Annotated in this window: 18 protein-coding genes, 2 pseudogenes and 1 riboswitch; of the genes and pseudogenes, 7 read left to right on the top strand and 13 right to left on the bottom strand. The window is 37.3% G+C overall.

From position 1 onward, the window contains the following. Positions 1-126: 126 nt before the first annotated feature. The 3 genes and pseudogenes from AZF08_RS11805 (at position 127) to gerQ (ending at position 2485) form a co-directional block, all read left to right on the top strand. Positions 127-1406 (top strand): annotated as a pseudogene (locus AZF08_RS11805) (serine hydrolase). A 191-nt stretch (positions 1407-1597) separates the two neighbouring features. Continuing rightward, positions 1598-2020 carry a cell wall hydrolase CwlJ gene (gene cwlJ / locus AZF08_RS11800; RefSeq protein WP_033673426.1) on the top strand — a complete coding sequence of 141 codons (423 nt, stop codon included), beginning with the start codon at positions 1598-1600 and terminating at the stop codon, positions 2018-2020. 27 nt (positions 2021-2047) lie between these two features. Beyond that, positions 2048-2485 (top strand): spore coat protein GerQ, encoded by a 438-nt coding sequence (gene gerQ / locus AZF08_RS11795; protein ID WP_033673427.1) that lies wholly within the window; start codon positions 2048-2050, stop codon positions 2483-2485. 34 nt (positions 2486-2519) lie between these two features. On the opposite strand, the gene AZF08_RS11790 is transcribed toward gerQ, so the two are convergent. The 3 genes and pseudogenes from AZF08_RS11790 to AZF08_RS28615 form a co-directional block, all read right to left on the bottom strand. Beyond that, positions 2520-2888, bottom strand: a complete 369-nt coding sequence (locus AZF08_RS11790) for a DUF423 domain-containing protein (RefSeq protein WP_033673428.1) — start codon at positions 2886-2888, stop codon at positions 2520-2522. Between the two features lie 63 nt (positions 2889-2951). Continuing rightward, positions 2952-3236, bottom strand: coding sequence for a YwdI family protein (locus tag AZF08_RS11785; RefSeq protein WP_033673429.1), 285 nt, complete (start codon positions 3234-3236; stop codon positions 2952-2954). A gap of 6 nt (positions 3237-3242) precedes the next feature. Then, positions 3243-3705 (bottom strand): annotated as a pseudogene (locus tag AZF08_RS28615) (ion channel). Positions 3706-3800: 95 nt separating this feature from the next. On the opposite strand from AZF08_RS28615, the gene AZF08_RS11780 reads away from it, so the two are divergent. The 3 genes from AZF08_RS11780 to AZF08_RS11770 all read left to right on the top strand — a co-directional run bounded on the left by AZF08_RS11780 (position 3801) and on the right by AZF08_RS11770 (position 6817). Next, a complete protein-coding gene (locus AZF08_RS11780; RefSeq protein ID WP_033673430.1) occupies positions 3801-5084 on the top strand; it encodes a purine/pyrimidine permease in 1284 nt (427 codons plus the stop codon). 413 nt (positions 5085-5497) lie between these two features. Further along, a complete protein-coding gene (locus AZF08_RS11775; RefSeq protein WP_033673431.1) occupies positions 5498-6319 on the top strand; it encodes a Cof-type HAD-IIB family hydrolase in 822 nt (273 codons plus the stop codon). 207 nt (positions 6320-6526) lie between these two features. Further along, the gene (locus AZF08_RS11770) at positions 6527-6817 is read left to right on the top strand and encodes a DUF3817 domain-containing protein (protein WP_033673432.1); all 291 of its coding nucleotides are present in this window, start codon (positions 6527-6529) and stop codon (positions 6815-6817) included. A 204-nt stretch (positions 6818-7021) separates the two neighbouring features. Here AZF08_RS11770 and AZF08_RS11765 read toward each other — a convergent pair whose 3' ends face one another. The 5 genes from AZF08_RS11765 to AZF08_RS11745 form a co-directional block, all read right to left on the bottom strand. Then, complete coding sequence (locus tag AZF08_RS11765) at positions 7022-7699, bottom strand: uracil-DNA glycosylase (RefSeq protein ID WP_033673433.1); 678 nt, start codon at positions 7697-7699, stop codon at positions 7022-7024. A 19-nt stretch (positions 7700-7718) separates the two neighbouring features. After that, positions 7719-8711, bottom strand: a complete 993-nt coding sequence (locus tag AZF08_RS11760; RefSeq protein ID WP_033673434.1) for an ABC transporter permease — start codon at positions 8709-8711, stop codon at positions 7719-7721. Beyond that, positions 8704-9621, bottom strand: a complete 918-nt coding sequence (locus AZF08_RS11755) for an ABC transporter ATP-binding protein (RefSeq protein WP_033673435.1) — start codon at positions 9619-9621, stop codon at positions 8704-8706. The genes AZF08_RS11760 and AZF08_RS11755 overlap by 8 nt, the downstream gene beginning before the upstream one ends. Beyond that, a complete protein-coding gene (locus tag AZF08_RS11750) occupies positions 9618-10430 on the bottom strand; it encodes an SGNH/GDSL hydrolase family protein (RefSeq protein WP_033673436.1) in 813 nt (270 codons plus the stop codon). Before AZF08_RS11750 ends, AZF08_RS11755 begins: the two co-directional genes overlap by 4 nt. A gap of 82 nt (positions 10431-10512) precedes the next feature. Continuing rightward, positions 10513-11490, bottom strand: a complete 978-nt coding sequence (locus AZF08_RS11745) for a LacI family DNA-binding transcriptional regulator (protein ID WP_033673438.1) — start codon at positions 11488-11490, stop codon at positions 10513-10515. Positions 11491-11609: 119 nt separating this feature from the next. Between AZF08_RS11745 and AZF08_RS11740 the strand changes: the two genes are divergently transcribed. Continuing rightward, entirely contained in the window at positions 11610-12239 is a 630-nt protein-coding gene (locus tag AZF08_RS11740; protein ID WP_033673440.1) for a YczE/YyaS/YitT family protein, read from the top strand. Positions 12240-12251: 12 nt separating this feature from the next. Here the strand turns inward: AZF08_RS11740 and thrC are convergent, their stop codons facing one another. The 5 genes from thrC to AZF08_RS11715 all read right to left on the bottom strand — a co-directional run bounded on the left by thrC (position 12252) and on the right by AZF08_RS11715 (position 17891). After that, a complete protein-coding gene (gene thrC, locus AZF08_RS11735; protein WP_033673441.1) occupies positions 12252-13310 on the bottom strand; it encodes a threonine synthase in 1059 nt (352 codons plus the stop codon). After that, complete coding sequence (locus AZF08_RS11730) at positions 13310-14605, bottom strand: homoserine dehydrogenase (RefSeq protein WP_033673442.1); 1296 nt, start codon at positions 14603-14605, stop codon at positions 13310-13312. Before AZF08_RS11730 ends, thrC begins: the two co-directional genes overlap by 1 nt. A gap of 144 nt (positions 14606-14749) precedes the next feature. Continuing rightward, on the bottom strand, positions 14750-15655 hold the full coding sequence (gene metA / locus AZF08_RS11725) for a homoserine O-acetyltransferase MetA (RefSeq protein ID WP_033673443.1): 906 nt from the start codon (positions 15653-15655) through the stop codon (positions 14750-14752). Further along, positions 15639-16937, bottom strand: a complete 1299-nt coding sequence (locus AZF08_RS11720) for a bifunctional O-acetylhomoserine aminocarboxypropyltransferase/cysteine synthase (protein WP_033673444.1) — start codon at positions 16935-16937, stop codon at positions 15639-15641. Before AZF08_RS11720 ends, metA begins: the two co-directional genes overlap by 17 nt. Positions 16938-17029: 92 nt before the next feature. After that, positions 17030-17135: riboswitch (SAM riboswitch) on the bottom strand. Between the two features lie 126 nt (positions 17136-17261). After that, positions 17262-17891, bottom strand: coding sequence for a hypothetical protein (locus tag AZF08_RS11715; RefSeq protein ID WP_033673445.1), 630 nt, complete (start codon positions 17889-17891; stop codon positions 17262-17264). Positions 17892-17955: the final 64 nt, after the last annotated feature.

The raw sequence follows: 17955 nt of genomic DNA, 5'->3' as shown, positions 1-17955 counted from the left end.
TTTCGTCAAATTTAAACAAAGATAGATAAAATCTTGTCAAACTTTCTATTAAATTTTAACCTTTCTATATTCAAACTTATGCTAAAATAGTACAAGCTATATGCTAATAACGATGCGAAGGTGATAATTTATATGAGGAAAATTTTATCTATTTTACTAGTGTTTCTATTGTCATTTTCTTCCTTAGGAGCAACAATATCCCATGAAGAAGAAAAAAAATACACATAGAAGCAGCCGCTGCTATTCTTTTTGATGCAGATACAGGAAAAGTACTACATGAGCAAAATTCAGATGAGTTGCTAGCCATTGCTAGTATGTCAAAACTTATTGTTATTTACTCCATTTTGGAAGCAATTAAAGAAGGAAAAATCACATGGGATACAAAAGTAAACATCTCTGATTACGCTTATGAAGTTTCTCGTAATAATGAATTTTCTAATGTCCCTTTCGAAAAAGGTCGCCAATATACAGTTAAAGAATTATATCATTCTATTGTTATCTTCTCTGCAAATGGATCCAGTATTGCACTGGCTGAACTTCTTGCAGGAAGTGAAAAGAACTTCTTAAATCTTGCAAATGAACACGCAAAAAAATTAGGGTTAAAAAAATATAAATTTGTGAACGCAACTGGATTAAATAATGCTGATTTAAAAGGAAAGCATCCTGAAGGAACAGATCCAAACGGAGAGAATTCTTTATCAGCTCGTGACATGGGGATTTTATCAAAAACACTCATCACAAAATACCCAGAGATGTTAGAAGACACAAAGCAACGATTTAGAAACTTCCCAGATAATCATCCAATGCCAATCCGTATGGAAAACTGGAACTGGATGCTACCAGGTGCTGCCTTTGCTTATGAAGGAACAGACGGTTTAAAAACAGGAAGTTCTGATACAGCTGGATATGGATTTACCATTACAGCAAAACGCGGCGATTTACGCCTTATTTCCGTTATTATTAAAACGAAGTCAATGGACGAGCGTTTCACAGAATCTCGCGAGTTAATTGATTACGGTTTTAATAATTTCGAAAAACAGAAATTAAAAACAGATAAAAATAACAATATTTCTGTTATAAAAGGAAAAGAAGATACTGTAACTGTGACACCAGAAAAAGAGATAACGGTAATCACAAAAAAGGGTAGCAAACCACCTTACAAAATTTCCACTGAGGCAGATAAATCTCTTGCTGAGGATGGAAAATTGGTTGCACCTATTAAAAAGGATGCAAAAGTAGGGTCAATCGTTTTAGAATCGACTGATCAATATGGTTTCTTAGATGGAAGCAGGAAAATGAAAATTGCTGCAAAAACAACTGAAGAAGTAGAAAAGGCAAATTGGTTTGTATTAACAATGCGATCAATTGGTGATTTCTTCTCAAATATGTGGTCAAAAGTATTTTGATAATAGAAAGCTAGCAAATTGCTAGCTTTTTTATTATGTTTCAACTCATTCACTCCTCGTGCCATACTAAAACTTTGTTTGGTTGTCATATATGAGTCCTTTTTCTCATACGTATGAACTAGTAATTGTTCCACACTTCATCTAGAAATAAACCTCTTTCTAGTGCAATCCAAAAAGAGAGGTGAGACATAATGGGTGTTATTGCCTATACGGAAGAAGATGTAAAGCTATTAGCTCGGCTCATGCGTGCAGAGGCCGAAGGTGAAGGACAACAAGGTATGCTGATGGTTGGAAATGTTGGTGTAAACCGTGTTCGAGGCGATTGTTTAGACTTTAAAAAAATACGTAATTTACGCCAAATGGTGTTTCAAACTCCCGGTGGTTTTGAAGCAACACAAAAAGGATATTTTTACCAAAGAGCGCGTGAACAAGACATTGCCCTTGCAAGACGTACCATTCAAGGGCAACGCTTTTGGCCTGCAAATTTTGCTTTATGGTTTTTTCGGCCTGAAGGTCCTTGTCCACCAACTTGGTATAATCAGCAAAATTCAGGACGCTTTAAAAAGCACTGCTTCTTTCAGCCATCAGGTCAGGACTGTCCAAGTGTATATTAAGGAATGCAAATGAGGAGGGATTTTTGAATGGCACAACAACAAAACCCATACTATGGAACTTTTTTTCAACCTTCTGGAACCCCACTGCCCCAAGGACAACAGCAACAAATGACACCTCAGCAACAACAATTGATGCAACAACAAGCAATGCAACAACAAGCTCAAGCACAGTATGCAGCATCTCAAGGTATGCTTCCGCTAGAACAATCATATATTGAAAATATTCTCCGCTTAAACAAGGGAAAAAAAGCAACGGTTGTTATGACCTATGAACGCGGTAGCTCACTTGGTACACAATCCTATACAGGAATTATTGAAGCAGCTGGTCGTGATCACATTGTAATTAGTGAGCCGGCATCTGGAAAACGTTTCTTATTACTTATGATTTACTTAGATTACGTTGAATTCCCTGAAGAAATTACGTACTTACCTGGCCAACAAGCAACTTATGCTCCTAGACCATAAAAAAAGCTGGCATTTGCCAGCTTTTGTTTTGCCTTTATAACCCTTTTACAACTGCAGTCCCCAATAAAACCCAGCCTACAATAAACGCAACACCGCCAAGTGGTGTAATCGGTCCGAAAAATTTAATACCTGTTGTACTTAATGCATATAGACTACCAGAAAACATAATAATTCCCGCTACCATGAACCAACCTGCTGTACTTAAAAGCGACGATTGGATTTTATCCATTAATAGTGCAACAACAAATAATCCTCCCGCATGAAACATTTGATATGTAACACCCGTCTTCCAAACTTCTAGCATTTTCGCAGAAATTTTGTTTTCTAAACCATGCGCCCCAAAAGCTCCTAATACGACAGATAAACCTGCTGCAATACAACCTAATAAGAAGAAAATTTTCATTGGAATTCCCCTTTTTATCTTTATGATAAGAAATTTTCACAGATAAGCCAACCTATTTAACTTTTAAAAGTCAAATAAAGAACCACCGTTCGCATCCTCTTCTTTCATATAAACAGGCTCTCCCGAAACTGGCGCTACCTGAACCGTTGTCATGGGATGCGGCGTGATAACTTGTGATTGTAATTTTGATTCTACATACGCATGAGATTCACCTTGTTCATCCAATAGTAAATCACATAAAGCACGAACGACTAAAAGATGTTCTTTGGATTTCTGTCCTTCGCTACTTTTTGCTTTTGCAATTTCATTCGCCATTTTATTTAAAATCTTATCGCTAGATATGTGCATTCCTTTTCACCTCGTACTTTGTATTTCTTCTTTAAATTGCCCCAGCTTCTCTACTGGACCAAATACTATTATCATATCATGTTCTTGTAATTTTTCCTGCCCCTTTGAATTATGGATGATATTTCTTTATCACAATATCGCTAAAATTGTAACATTACATTGATTTCTAATATTACCTTCCATCAATCTCTTCCCAATCAAAAGTGAACCCACTTTTTCAATTGCGCAGGCTTCTCCCTTTCATACAACACTGTATCAATATAATGGACCGCTAGTGGATTTGCAATTCCTTTTGCAATATGGTTAGCGGAACCGCATCACCATATCCAACTGTTCATACTGTATTCATTGTCATCCAAGAGACTTGAAACAAGCTAATCTCTTCGATTGTCATAAATCGAATTGTGCCAAGAATTACAACAACACACATACATATCACTGCAATCCACAATTGCCTACGTGCATTCATATCATTCTTCAACTCTTTTCTCTATCTACAATCTTTGCCAGAGGAAATGAAATACGTATATACTAGAAACGGAATCTACGAAAGAGGTCGATATGATGAAAACATTTCTTTCCGCCCTACAATGGGCATTATTTATTTTGGCTGGTAGTCTCATTGTACCAATTAGCGTTGCCACCAGTTATGGACTTGAAGGTGCTGAAGCTATTGCATTTGTACAACGAACATTATTTGTTCTTGGCTTCGCTGGCCTCCTGCAAGCTATATTTGGGCATAGACTACCCGTTCAAGAAGGGCCTGCTGGGCTTTGGTGGGGAATTTTCTCACTATATGCAAGCTTAGGTGTCGTATTGTTTGGATCCAATAGTGAAACACTCCGCGTCTTGCAGTATGCTTTCTTATTAAGCGGGATTATTTGTATTCTCCTTAGTATTTTCGGACTTATCGATAAGCTTGTCCACTATTTTACACCAACAGTAATTGGAACATATTTATTCCTTCTCGTTGCTCAGCTTAGTGGTTCTTTCCTAAAAGGGATGTTTGGTCTTGATGGACAACATACTGAAGTACAGACAAACGTATTCATTCTTTCACTAATTGTTATTTTACTATCTTTTTTCATTATGAAGCTACCTATTATCGGGCAATACTCTGTCCTTTTCAGTATTGTCTTCGGATGGATTTTATTTGCATGTTTCGGGTTATCAAATCCTATTACACCAGTAACAGATATCATTCGTTTGCCATCTCTATTTGTTTTTGGTGCACCTCGCATTGAATGGAATATGGTAATCACCGTTATCTTTGTCACACTACTTCTTCTAACAAACATGTTAGCAAGTATTCGCGTTGTTCAAAAGGTTGTGTCTAAATATGAAGAAGACGCAGTCCAAAATCGTTTTAAACAAGCTGGAATTATAACAGGAATCAATCAATTGCTAGGCGGCCTTTTCTCGGCAATTGGGCCAGTAGCTATTTCAGGTTCAGCTGGATTTATTGCAACAACAAATATTTATAAACGACTTCCCTTTATATTAGGATCGAGTTTCATTATTTTAATTAGTGTATTTCCAAAGATTACATCATTCTTCGCAGCCATTCCTGTCGCTGTTGGATATGCGGCTATTTATCCTGTACTTGCAAGTATGATTGGCCTCGCTTTCCGTGAGTACGATACCGTACAAAATAAAGAGGGCTTATTCCGCGTCGCTGGTCTTTCACTCTTTACAGGAATTGGTGTTATGTTTGTCCCGCCTGGGGCGTTCTCTACGCTTCCACCATTTTTAGCATCCTTTTTAAGCAATGGTCTTGTACTTGGTTCAGTCATGGCTATTCTACTTGAGGTTTTATTTTCTCGTTCAACAGAAAAACAGCCATCGTAAATTGGAAAACTTCCATTATTGCACTCTACTTTTAGAGTTGTTACGATATGTATAAATTATTATGGGCATGTTGCCCATAATAATTTATACTAACAATACGGTAATCCACTTCACTATATAAATCCATTTTGATTTTTCAACATATAAGTTGCTACTACGAAAAACAAAAGGTAACCTGCACTCGTCGTCTCTCTTTGTTTTAACTTGGCACGGGGCAGGAAGAGGGGCTGACGCTTCTATGCACGGTTGGATGTTCTCTCCCACCTAAAAAGAAAGGTTTTCTATCCGTTTTTCAATTTGTATTTATATACCTTTGAAGAGGTTCGATGTCTTACTATCTATCCTCGCCATTTTGCTAGAACATATGTCTAACAACATCAACTATTATTTCAACAAAGAAAGGAACTTTCTATATGTCTTATAAAATGATTGTTTTAGATTTAGATGATACTTTACTACGCGATGACCATACAATTTCAGCTCGTACAAAACAAGCTTTAATGACAGCCCAAGAACAAGGTGTGAAAGTTGTGCTTGCTTCTGGTCGCCCAACATTTGGTATGCGCCACATTGCAAAAGAACTTCGTTTAGAAGAATACGGAAGTTTTATCCTATCATTTAACGGTGCAAAAATTATTGATTGTAAAACAGATGAAGAACTATTCAGTAGTACATTATCTCCTGAAATCGTTCACAGCCTATATGAAATTAGTAAAGAAGAAGATGTTTGGATCCATACGTATATGGGTGATGACATTGTAACTGAAGAGAATAATCCATATACAGAAATTGAAGGGCAACTGACAGGCATGCCAATTATCCTAGTAGATAGCTTTACGGCTGCTGTACAAGAACCTGTTGTAAAAGTGTTAATGAATAAAGAGGCTGAACGCCTTGTAGAAGTGGAAAAGAAACTTCAAAAACAATTAGAAGGTAAACTAAGTGTAATGCGTTCAAAACCATACTTCTTAGAGTTCACGGAAGCTGGCGTTACAAAAGGAACAAGCCTAAATCAATTAATTCAAAAACTTGGTATTAAGCGCGAAGAAGTCATCGCAATGGGCGATAGCTACAATGATCAGGCAATGATTGAATTCGCTGGCCTTGGCGTTGCGATGGGAAATGCACCAGATGATATTAAAGAAATTGCAAACTACGTAACTGATACAAATATGAATGATGGCGTTGCAAAAGTTGTAGAGAAATTTGTACTAAAAAGCGAAATCCTTGTGTAATTCCATTCATAAACCCCCTTTGAAGTCAAATACTTCAAAGGGGGTTTCATTTAAATACAAACAGCTTTGTGAAGATATTTTGAACTTTACAACATTCTCGTAGTGTAAACTCTGTTTTCGGATATAATGAAACAAAATAGACTATTTCATTTTGAAAAGAATACATATTTACTATAAACAAGCACTTATTTATAAGGGGGCAATTTCATGTTATCTACACCGATTGGACGATTAAGAGCAATTGGGTTAGTAGAAGGTATTTCCTTTCTACTACTATTATTTGTAGCAATGCCGTTAAAATACTTCGCGGGATTTGCAACAGCCGTTAAAATTACAGGTATGGCTCACGGCGTTCTATTTATACTATTTATCTTTGCAGTGATTCAAGTAACAATCGTACACCGTAAATCCATTTTATGGGCTCTTGGTGCATTTATTGCATCTGTTATCCCATTTGGCACTTTTGTACTAGATGCAAAACTTAAAAATGAACAATAAAGTGAACCTTTAATCAGTGGGGGTTTTCTTCATCCCCCACTGATTATTAGTTGAACGAATCGGGCTTTTACGGGCAGTTGATCCCCCACCTAACTCCTTTGCTTTCACTGAATTTTGAGGTGGGGGTCTTACTTCCCTAAAATAGCGGGGTAATAATGAAAGGTAGCTAACAAAATGATTGTTAGCTACCTTTTTTATACCTCATTATAGATTTGGAATCTGCCAGTCAATTTCCCTCTCACCCATATTAGATAAGAATTCATTTACTTTTGAAAATGGTTTACTTCCGAAGAAACCACGTCTTGCTGATAATGGACTCGGATGAACGGATTCAATAATATGATGATTTGAATTTGTTATCAGCTTTTTCTTTGCCTGTGCGTGGCGTCCCCACAATATAAAAATTACTGGCTTCTCACGTTCATTTAAAAATTCAATAACGCGATCTGTGAAATGCTCCCATCCTTTTCTTTTATGAGAATTAGCCTCACCTTGACGGACGGTTAATACTGCATTAAGTAACAATACGCCTTGCTCCGCCCATTTCACTAAATAACCATTATTCGGAATTTCACAGCCAATATCAGAATGTAATTCTTTATACATATTTTGCAGCGATGGTGGTGTTCTAACACCTGGTTGTACAGAGAAACTTAGACCGTGCGCCTGATTTGGCCCATGGTACGGATCTTGTCCTAAAATGACAACCTTTGTACTCTCATAACTCGTATAATGCAATGCATTAAAAATATCATTTTCATTTGGATAAATGACATGTGTACTATATTCTTCTTTTAAAAACTGGCTTAATTTTTGATAATACGGCTTCTCAAATTCTGGTGCAAGTAGTGGCTCCCAGTCATTCTTTAAAATGTTTTCCATTCCTTCACTTCCTACTCACTTAATTGACCATATCCTGCTTCGTAAACACAACGAATGAAACGACAAGTGAGGCTATGGCCCAAACGGTTAAATTCATTAATGAAAAGCTCATTGATAAACCTTGTAGCGCTGGTAATTTTCCTGATAAATAGTCTGTTAATGATAAATTCACACTAAAAATATATTTTGCGCCTTCCCATGATGTCGCAAAAGAGCTTAAAATACTACCAGCAATTAAGGCAGCTAGCATAACTCCCATACCTGCCGGCGTATTACGAATAAGAACTGAAACCATAAAGGAAATCGTCCCAACAACGAGTGCCACAAACCACGCCAGCCCATACGCCATTAAAATATATTGCCACTGCGGAATAAGATGAACAAAGTTTGTATTTAACGCCTCTTTATCAATAACAAACCCTGTTAACACGGGCAAATTCCATCCAGCATAGCCGAAGACAATGCCTGCTAGTGCGTAGGCAAAAATCCCGACAAGGAGTAAGATAAGCGAAATAAACAACAACATTGTCACGTATTTACTGAGGAGGATTTTCCACCGCCTAATAGGCCGCGTCAAGAGCATTTTCATCGTCCCATCACTCCGCTCTCCCGATACAATATCAATTGCTACTATCATAACCAGAAGCGGAATAAACAATGTAATCCCTTGTTCAATAAACATCCTTACAAATGTCGGTGCCCCTGGTGCAGTTGGATTAATATCATGATCTAAATAATATTGTTGCTGCTCTACTCTTACCTTGAGCCAATCACGCCATTCTTCTGGTAATCTAGAATTATTCAAACGATTTTGTGAATCAACAATTTGCTGCTGCAGTGAGATTTTCCAATCGCTCGTACCAAGACGCTTTTGCGTCGTCTGCAGTTCGCGATACTGCGCATAAACAAATAGCGGAATTAAAATTGCTAATATAAGGATGACAACAAAGATACGTTTCTTCCGATAAATTTTCTCCGATTCATTCAAAACAAGATTTGCAAATTCACGCATGCCGCTCACTCCTTGTGAGTTCAATAAATAAATCTTCTAACGTAAACACAAGCTCTTTCACACTATGCACATCTATTCCGTTTTCTACAAAGCGCTTATTCCAGGCACTAATCGATAAAGTGTCCATCCGGCACAATAACCGTTCATTATCTAAAATAATTTCACTTACTTCCTCTGCTGCCTCTAATATATCCTTTGCTTGTGCTATTGGCGTGACAACCCACTCAACACGATCGCTCGCAGTTTTTATCAATTCCTCAATAGGCGCAACCGTAATCATTTTGCCCTTATGAATAATTGCAACGCGATCACATATCATTTGTACTTCACTAAGTAAGTGACTCGAAATAAATACACTCATATTTTCTTCTTTCACGAGCTTATGTATAAACTCTCTCATCTCTCTTATACCAGCAGGATCTAATCCGTTTGTCGGTTCATCTAGTATAAGAAGCTTTGGATTTCCAAGAAGAGCCTGTGCAATCCCAAGGCGCTGTTTCATACCGAGGGAATACGTTTTTACTTTATCGTGAATGCGTTCATCTAAATGAACCATTTTCGCAATTTCTATAATACGTTCATCTGATATGCCACCAAGCATACGTGCGAACTGCTTTAAATTTTCCCAGCCTGTTAAATATGTATAAAGTTCTGGATTTTCAACAATACTACCGATTTGACGCATTGCTTCTCGAAAATTCTCTTTAATATTGTAGCCACCAATAGAAATCGTTCCTTCAGTTGCTTTAATAAGTCCAACTAGCATCCGAATTGTCGTCGTTTTCCCTGCTCCGTTTGGGCCTAAGAATCCAAACACTTCTCCTTGTTCCACATCAAACGAAATATTCTCCACAAGTGTTTTTTTACCAATAACCTTTTTCACATTCCGCACTGATAATATCGTCGTCATTTCGCACCTCCCCTATCTAGCTGTAACTTACTTACAACGTTTTGTAATAAGCGATTTGCCATATATGAGTAGCCTGTTTCATTCGGATGGAAGTGATCCGTATATAACAATTCTTTCCCACGATTTTGAAACAAATCAAAGGTTGGCGTAATATATACATCTTTATCATTTACTGCTAATTTTTCTAAAGAAGCATTCCAATCTACAACAATGGATGAAGAACCTTTTAAATCTTCAACATCCTCAAAGGGGTTGTATAAACCAAGCCAAAAAATAGGGCTATCTGGATTTAACTTACGAATTTCCGTTACAATTTTCTTTGCCTGATTTTGAAATGTTTCCGCACTAGGGCGATATGTCTCTAAATCGATTTTCCCAAGCGATTCCCAGCCCGGAAACAAATCGTTTCCTCCAATTGTTAAAACAATTAGATCTGCTTGTTTAATGGAGTACTGAGCACCGTTACTTTCGATTTGCTTTAACAAATCTGGCATCTTTGCACCACTAACGGCTAAATTCGTTAACGCAACCTTCTGCTTATAATCCTTTTGCAATCCATCCTTCACCCGTCCAATATAGCCAATTCCTTCTTTATCACCAACGCCGCGCGTTAAAGAATCACCTAAACTGACGACTTGCAGTGTCCCAGGTTTCTTCCTTTCCTTAACCTGCGCTGTTTCTGCCTTAGTAATTAAATTTGAAGCTTTTGGATTCAACACATCGTTAATACCTGAAATAAAACCGTATGCAAACAAACAAAAAGATGCAATTGTAATGAGTAAAACTCCTTTTACTAATTTTGATCTCATATCAAAACCCCTTTTACCCCTCATAGATTGTCCATAATTATACCAAACGCCTTTTTGAAAAGCGATTTTCCTATCTTCTCTATTATGTTGTTTCTCGCTTAATGAATTGTGGCAATAACTCAATATTTTTTACGTCTACCTTTTCATCCATAATCTTCTCATATAATAATTCAAATGCTTTTGTACCAACTGCCTTACTAGAATGAGAAATGGTTGTAATCCCTAATATATCAGCCACCTCTTGATCATCACACCCGATAATTGCAAGCTCCTCTGGAATACGAATACCTTGCTTCTTCGCTTCCGTTACTATACCAGCTGCAATTGGATTACAAGAAACGAGAAACGCCGTCGGTTTCGATGACATGTTCATCCATTCCCTTAATACTTCACGTCCATCCTCTACTGTAAAGCACTCTTTAACCTTCCATTCATCTAAGGGATTCATAGAAATTTCCTGAAGCGCTTCATCATAAGCTCGTTTTCGCTTTTGACTATTTATACTATTATTTCTTCCAATACAATATCCAATATGAGTATGTCCATTTTCTATTACATATTTCATCCCTTGCGAAAACACCTTATAGTGATCAATATGTACACTAGAAATAGAGTTAGATTCTATTTCTTCACATGTTACAATCGGTCCAAACTTTGTATATTCTTCAATTTTTTTGTGGTCATTCATTCGAGAGCATATAATTAAGCCGTCAAGCTTCTTCATTTTTAACATATGTAAAATCTCAAGTTCCTTTTCAGCACTATAATTCGTCTGACAAAGCATCATATGATAATTTTTCTTTGCTGTTTCCTGAGAAATCCCTTCAATAATGGCACTATAATACTGATCATTTACATGAGGTAATAAAACACCAATCACATTTGTTTTTCCTCTTACTAAATGAATCGCATTCACATTTTGAGTGTAGTTTAACTCTTCAATGATTGCTAAAATTTCTTTCCTCTTTTCCTCATTTACATAAGGATGATTATTTAGTACGCGTGACACAGTTGAGACTGATACACCAGCAATTTCAGCAATCTTTTTTATATTTGCCATCGTATTTCTTCCCCTTTTTATTTTTTTACATACACCATGGTAAAAATCCCCCTTGACCTGGTAAGCTTTCCACATTATATCCTTTCCTAGCAAATACGTTCAGAAAGGATTTGAAATATATGATACGACTCAAACTAGAATATATATTTTTTATCGGCGGCTTACTCATTCTCTCCCTTGGCATTAACATGATGACAACTATTACTTCCTTTGGACTCAGTCCTTATGATTCATTCTTTATTGCACTATATCAAAATTTCGGGATAAGTATTGGATTCTGGATTTTTATGATTAACTTTTCTTTTACACTTATTGTGCTCCTCTTAAATAAAAAGCATATTACAATCGGTACAATTGTAACTATGATCCTTATTTCTATTTTTGTTGATTGGATTGGATCAATTACTATCATTATGGATTCAATACGCTCTCTTCCAAAATATATAACACTTATTTGCGGAAATCTATTTGTTGGAGCTGGAATCGGCATTTATGTATCAACACAGCTTTGTGCCGCACCGCAAGAGGCATTCGTCTTAACCATGGCTGAAAAGAAAAAGTGGACATTTCGTAGAACAGAGATTTCATTGGCCTTTTTATTTTTAATATGTAGCTTTTTATTAGATGGACCTATTTATTTCGGAACGATTATCCTTTCCTTTACAACAGGCTGGATTATTCAAGCATTTATTCAGATCGGTACAAAGGTTTTGAGCGTAAAAAAGCCTATTGAGCATCATGCTCAATAAGCTTCATCTATTTCACTGAAAAACAGCTCCCTGAATATAATCAAAGACAACCTTCTCATCATTTGGCAATACAATCGGCTGAATCTGTTTCGTGTCGATTGCGATATTTGGATCTTTCAAGCCATTCCCTGTTAACACCACCACAACTTGACTTCCCTTCGCAATTCCACCGCTCTGCACCTGCTTATAAATCCCAGCAAGAGATGCACAAGAAGCTGGCTCAGCAAAGATTCCTTCGTACTTCGCTAGCGATTCGTACGCCTCAAGAATTTCTGCATCTGTCACTTCATCAATCTTTCCTTGTGATTGCTCTGCAGCCAAAATAGCCTTTTCCCAACTTGCTGGGTTTCCAATACGAATGGCTGTTGCAACTGTTTCGGGATTCTCAATTTTATGTCCTCGTACGATCGCAGCCGCGCCTTCTGCTTCAAAACCATGCATCTTTGGTAAACCAGTTCCAAGTCTTTCATGATATTCTGCGAAACCTTTCCAATATGCTGTAATATTACCAGCATTTCCAACAGGAATAGCTAAAATATCCGGAGCCTTTCCTAGCGCATCACAAATTTCAAATGCAGCTGTTTTTTGTCCCTCAATCCGGTATGGATTAACGGAATTCACAAGTGTAATTGGTGATGACGCGCTGAGGTTACATACGATTTGCAGTGCATGGTCAAAATTTCCATCAATGCTTACAATTTCAGCACCATACATGACAGCTTGCGCCAATTTACCATAGGCAATCTTCCCATTTGGAATGATCACGATACATGATAATCCAGCTCTCGCCGCGTATGCTGCTGCAGAAGCAGACGTATTACCTGTTGATGCACAAATTACCGCACCGCTTCCAGCTTCTTTCGCCTTCGCTACAGCCATCACCATACCGCGGTCTTTAAAGGAACCGCTCGGATTTGCACCTTCTATTTTCCCATAAATCGTCACACCCCAACGAGCTGACAGATTTTCTAATAAGATCAGTGGTGTATTACCTTCATGTAATGTTAAAGGTGGTGTCTGTTCTGTAATAGGAAGAAATTCCTTATACTCAGCAAGTAAACCTTTCCACATTACTTAGCATCCCCTTCGATTCGATAGTTTGCTTTCACACAATCTATTTCTTCGTACTCCTCCAATATATGTAAAATATATTCATAATCTGCAAGAGATGCACGATGTGTTACGATAACAATCTCAGCTTTTCCTTTCTCCCCAAGCGGCATCTGAATAATTTTTTCGAGACTAATACCACGCTCAGAGAATAAGGATGTAATTTTTGCAAATACACCAATCTCATCTCTTACATGTAGGCGTAAAAACTTCTTCACAAAAATTTCATCTGACTCTTTCAATACTTTCTCATACTGCGGAGAAACAGCACTATTTCCATTTACACCAAGGCGCACATTTTGCATTACCGCAACTAAATCAGAGACAACCGCTGTCGCTGTTGGCAAGCTTCCCGCGCCAGGTCCATAAAACATCGTTTCTCCCACCGCTTCACCATATACATATACGGCATTATATTCATTTTGAACAGCTGCAAGAGGATGTGCATTAGGAAGTAATGTCGGTTCAACTGTTACTTCTAACTTTTCCCCATCACGCTTCGCGAGTCCAATTAATTTAATTGTATATCCTAAGCTTTTGCTGTACGCAATATCTTCCTCTGTAATAGAAGTAATCCCTTTTACCTTCACATCCCCAAGCTCTACATTTGTAGAGAAACCAAGAGTAGCTAAAATTGTCATTTTTCTTGCTGCATCTAAACCTTCTACATCTGATGTTGGATCTGCTTCCGCAAATCCAAGCTGCTGCGCTTCTTTTAACACGTCTTCATACGCTCTCCCTTCGTCAGACATTTTTGTCAGAATAAAGTTTGTTGTTCCATTTACAATTCCCATCACTTTCGTAATAAGATCTGAAGAAAGCCCCTCTACAATGCTTCGCAAGATTGGAATTCCTCCAGCTACACTTGCCTCGTAAAATAAGTCCGCTTTATTCTCTTTTGCCACTGTCAAAAGTTCTGCCCCGTGCAATGCCATTAAATCTTTATTGGCAGTCACAACATGTTTCCCATTACTTAAGGCTTGTAAAATGTATGCTTTTGCTTCCTGAATACCACCCATCACTTCAATGACAACATCAATATCAGGATTATCTATAATTTCATTTGCATGTTGCGTTAATAGAGTAGGTGGTACATGGACCTCTCGCTCTTTTTCGATACTTTGCACTAATACTTTTGCTACTTTAACTGGGCAACCTACTTGGTGCATCAATCGATCCTGATGATCCGTAATAATACGAACCACACCGCTACCAACTGTCCCAAGACCCAATAAGCCCACTTGAATTTCATTCATGATACTGTCCACCCCTCTAAAAAATTGTATTTAGATGCCATTATATAAGCTAAATTTCTGAAAAACAATATATTTTGAACATTCGGAAAAATATAAGATAATCTCTGCAAAGAAAACGTTGCCAAGTACTATATAACGTTCATCTTACAAAATATAGGGGGTTTCTTGGTACACATAGTAGTTGAGCCAATTTGAAAATAATAAATTCCCATGACTTCGCCATCTCACAAGCGGTCTTTCATCTGGATTATTATGTTTAAAATAATTTTTTGGAATCTCAATCTCTAACCCTTTTTGCCGATCTCGTTCATATTCCTGTTTTAGCGTATCACAACAATATTCACTGTGACCAAGAGCGAAAATATGCTTTCCATCTTGCCCCATAACAAGATGAACACCTGCTTCTTCTGACGTCGCTAGTAACGTCAGTTCTTTCACTTTTTCAATGTCCGCCTCACGCACTTCTGTATGGCGAGAATGCGGTGCAAAAAACAGTTCATCAAACCCTTGTAATAGCTTCACATGTTGTTCCTGTACTTCATGTTCGAATACACCAAACATCTTATCTTCAAGTGGGTATTTCGGAATTCCATAGTGATAATACAAACCCGCTTGTGCCCCCCAGCAAATATGCAGCGTGGATGTTACATTCGTTTTTGAATATTCCATAATACGTCCAAGCTCTTCCCAATAATCTACATCTTCAAAAGGAAGTGTTTCAACCGGAGCCCCTGTAATAATAAGCCCATCAAATTTTTCCTCTTCAATATCACGAAATGTCTTATAAAAACTTGTTAAATGTTCCTGTGCTACATTGCGGGATGTATGGGACTCCATATGAAGCAAATGCACATCCAATTGCAGCGGTGTATTACCGATTAATCGCAGCAATTGAGCTTCTGTTTCTTGCTTTGTTGGCATTAAGTTCAAAATGGCAATTTTTAAAGCACGTATATCCTGTGTTTCTGCTCGCTCTTTCGTCATGACAAAAATATTTTCCTTTTGTAATACTTTGCGAGCTGGTAAATCTTTATCAACTATGATCGGCATGTGCTTTGCCCCCAACTAAAGCTGCTTGTAAGTCAGCAATAATATCAGAAACATCTTCTATACCGACCGATAAGCGAATTAAATCAGATGTAACACCAGCTAGGCGCTGATCTTCCTCAGTTAATTGTCTGTGCGTTGTACTAGCAGGATGAATCACACATGTTCTTGCATCTGCTACATGTGTCACGAGCGTTGCCAACTTCACATTTGCAATGAACTCTTTCGCAGGTTCTAATCCACCTTTAATCCCAAACGTTAAAACACCACTTGCCCCTTTTGCTAAATACTTTTGCACCAACGGATAATTTTCATTATTTTCTAATCCCGGATAGTTCACCCACTCAATACGTTCATGATTAGCAAGCCACTTTGCAACAGCAAGAGCATTTTCACTATGACGCTCCATTCGTAAATGCAATGTTTCTAAACCAATATTGCTAATATACGCATTGAATGGGCTCATACAGTTACCATAGTCTCTTAATAACTGAACACGTGCTTTTACAATATACGCTGCTGCCCCAAAATTCTGTACATAACTTACACCGTGATAACTTGGATCTGGTTCGACAAGCTCTGGATATTTACCATTCTTCCAATCAAAGTTTCCACCATCAATAACAATCCCACCTAATGAACTTGCATGACCATCAATATACTTCGTTGTAGAATGGACAATAATATTTGCTCCGTGCTCAAACGCTTGGCATAGATAAGGTGTTGCTAACGTGTTATCAACGATAAACGGTACTTCTAACTCTTTTGCAGCCTTTGAAAACTCTTTAAAATTTAAAACATTCATCGCTGGATTTCCAAGTGATTCTGCATAAATTAACTTTGTTTTATCATTGGCAAGTGCCACAACTTCATCAGCTGTTAAGTTTGGATTAAAGAATGTAACATCAATGCCCAGTTTACGTAGACTTACCCCAAATAGGTTAAATGTCCCTCCGTATACCGTTGAAGAGCATAGCAAATGATCACCACTGCTACAAATATTTAGAACAGCAAGCATAATGGCAGCCTGGCCAGAAGCTGTTGCAACAGCTCCGACTCCACCCTCTAATTCTGCTAACTTCTGCTCAAATGCTGCAAGTGTCGGATTTCCAATACGTGTATAAATGTAACCTTCTGCCTCTAAGTTAAAGAGTGCCGCCAATTCATCTGACGTATCATATTTGTACGTCGTACTTTGATAAAGCGGTAAAACACGCGGCTCACCATTTTTTGGTGTATAACCACCTTGCACACAAATGGTTCCCTTTCCCCATGATTCTCCCATGTCTCATTCTCCTTTCGTTTCATAGAAAATAAAAAAACTGCTTCTTTCCCGAACAAGAAAGAAGCAGTTTGAAAACACGCTCTAGAGTCTCTTTCTTATCTCTCAGGGTTTATTACCTGCAGGATTTGGCACAATTCCGCTATTCGGCTGTTGCCAAGGTTTCATAGGGCCTGTCCCTCCACCTTTTCTTGATAAGACTATGCAATTACCGTTGATTTTATAGCAATAATTTCCTAATGTCAATTATCTTTCTGAATCTTTACAAAAGATTTTATTAACAATTTAATCGTTTATTCTAAAAATTTTAATTATATTAAGATACTATTATAAATAACCTTTTCCCCTAAAATATTCTACACGTTTATCTACCCGTTTTTTCTTTTCATACTCTGTTGTCATAAGCAAAGCAGCTATTACAAGCAAGCTATTACTTACTATCATCCAAGGAATAGATAAGTATATCATTGCATATAAACTTGGGAAAATTGCAGCACACATGAAAAAAATCCGATGAAGAAACACTGCAATACACACAAATAGTATAGATACCATAACCATAATAAAAATAAAAACCTTTTCTATATCAAAGAAAGTCCACTGATATTCTTGATAAAAATAAATTATGACTTGTATGGCACATCCTAAAAACCCTATCACGTGACCAACAACATGGAATTTATACCTACCTTGTTTCCTTCCAACCCTTATAGTTATATTTATTAAGGTACCCGTTACAGACCCGATTACTATAAACATCCCTATATACCATAAATTTTTACCAATCGAAATATCAACACCGTAAGCACCATATAGCATAAGAAAAATTCCTGCTGCAGTTACTACGATAGATAAAAAAACATCATATTTTTTATCTGGAAATTGCTTTTGCAAAAACCGTAAGCTTATGAACATACATATACAGACCACTAAGGCAATACAAATGAAAACTCTCAACCCTCCCCCTCCTCTATAGAAAATTTTACTATATTTTAAGATGTCATCCTATATTCATTTATAT

It is taken from the genome of Bacillus gaemokensis (assembly GCF_001590835.1).
Lineage (GTDB): Bacteria > Bacillota > Bacilli > Bacillales > Bacillaceae_G > Bacillus_A > Bacillus_A gaemokensis.
Note: the sequence above shows the minus strand (reverse complement) of the source record. Positions and strands in the feature narration are given on the sequence as shown.

What these genes read in the sequence shown, in the direction of transcription:
- cwlJ (WP_033673426.1), top strand. Translation starts at nt 1,598, where the DNA reads ATGGGTGTTATTGCCTATACGGAAGAAGATGTAAAGCTATTAGCTCGG.
- gerQ (WP_033673427.1), top strand. Translation starts at nt 2,048, where the DNA reads ATGGCACAACAACAAAACCCATACTATGGAACTTTTTTTCAACCTTCT.
- AZF08_RS11790 (WP_033673428.1), bottom strand. Translation starts at nt 2,888, where the DNA reads ATGAAAATTTTCTTCTTATTAGGTTGTATTGCAGCAGGTTTATCTGTC.
- AZF08_RS11785 (WP_033673429.1), bottom strand. Translation starts at nt 3,236, where the DNA reads ATGCACATATCTAGCGATAAGATTTTAAATAAAATGGCGAATGAAATT.
- AZF08_RS11780 (WP_033673430.1), top strand. Translation starts at nt 3,801, where the DNA reads ATGAAAACATTTCTTTCCGCCCTACAATGGGCATTATTTATTTTGGCT.
- AZF08_RS11775 (WP_033673431.1), top strand. Translation starts at nt 5,498, where the DNA reads ATGTCTTATAAAATGATTGTTTTAGATTTAGATGATACTTTACTACGC.
- AZF08_RS11770 (WP_033673432.1), top strand. Translation starts at nt 6,527, where the DNA reads ATGTTATCTACACCGATTGGACGATTAAGAGCAATTGGGTTAGTAGAA.
- AZF08_RS11765 (WP_033673433.1), bottom strand. Translation starts at nt 7,699, where the DNA reads ATGGAAAACATTTTAAAGAATGACTGGGAGCCACTACTTGCACCAGAA.
- AZF08_RS11760 (WP_033673434.1), bottom strand. Translation starts at nt 8,711, where the DNA reads ATGCGTGAATTTGCAAATCTTGTTTTGAATGAATCGGAGAAAATTTAT.
- AZF08_RS11755 (WP_033673435.1), bottom strand. Translation starts at nt 9,621, where the DNA reads ATGACGACGATATTATCAGTGCGGAATGTGAAAAAGGTTATTGGTAAA.
- AZF08_RS11750 (WP_033673436.1), bottom strand. Translation starts at nt 10,430, where the DNA reads ATGAGATCAAAATTAGTAAAAGGAGTTTTACTCATTACAATTGCATCT.
- AZF08_RS11745 (WP_033673438.1), bottom strand. Translation starts at nt 11,490, where the DNA reads ATGGCAAATATAAAAAAGATTGCTGAAATTGCTGGTGTATCAGTCTCA.
- AZF08_RS11740 (WP_033673440.1), top strand. Translation starts at nt 11,610, where the DNA reads ATGATACGACTCAAACTAGAATATATATTTTTTATCGGCGGCTTACTC.
- thrC (WP_033673441.1), bottom strand. Translation starts at nt 13,310, where the DNA reads ATGTGGAAAGGTTTACTTGCTGAGTATAAGGAATTTCTTCCTATTACA.
- AZF08_RS11730 (WP_033673442.1), bottom strand. Translation starts at nt 14,605, where the DNA reads ATGAATGAAATTCAAGTGGGCTTATTGGGTCTTGGGACAGTTGGTAGC.
- metA (WP_033673443.1), bottom strand. Translation starts at nt 15,655, where the DNA reads ATGCCGATCATAGTTGATAAAGATTTACCAGCTCGCAAAGTATTACAA.
- AZF08_RS11720 (WP_033673444.1), bottom strand. Translation starts at nt 16,937, where the DNA reads ATGGGAGAATCATGGGGAAAGGGAACCATTTGTGTGCAAGGTGGTTAT.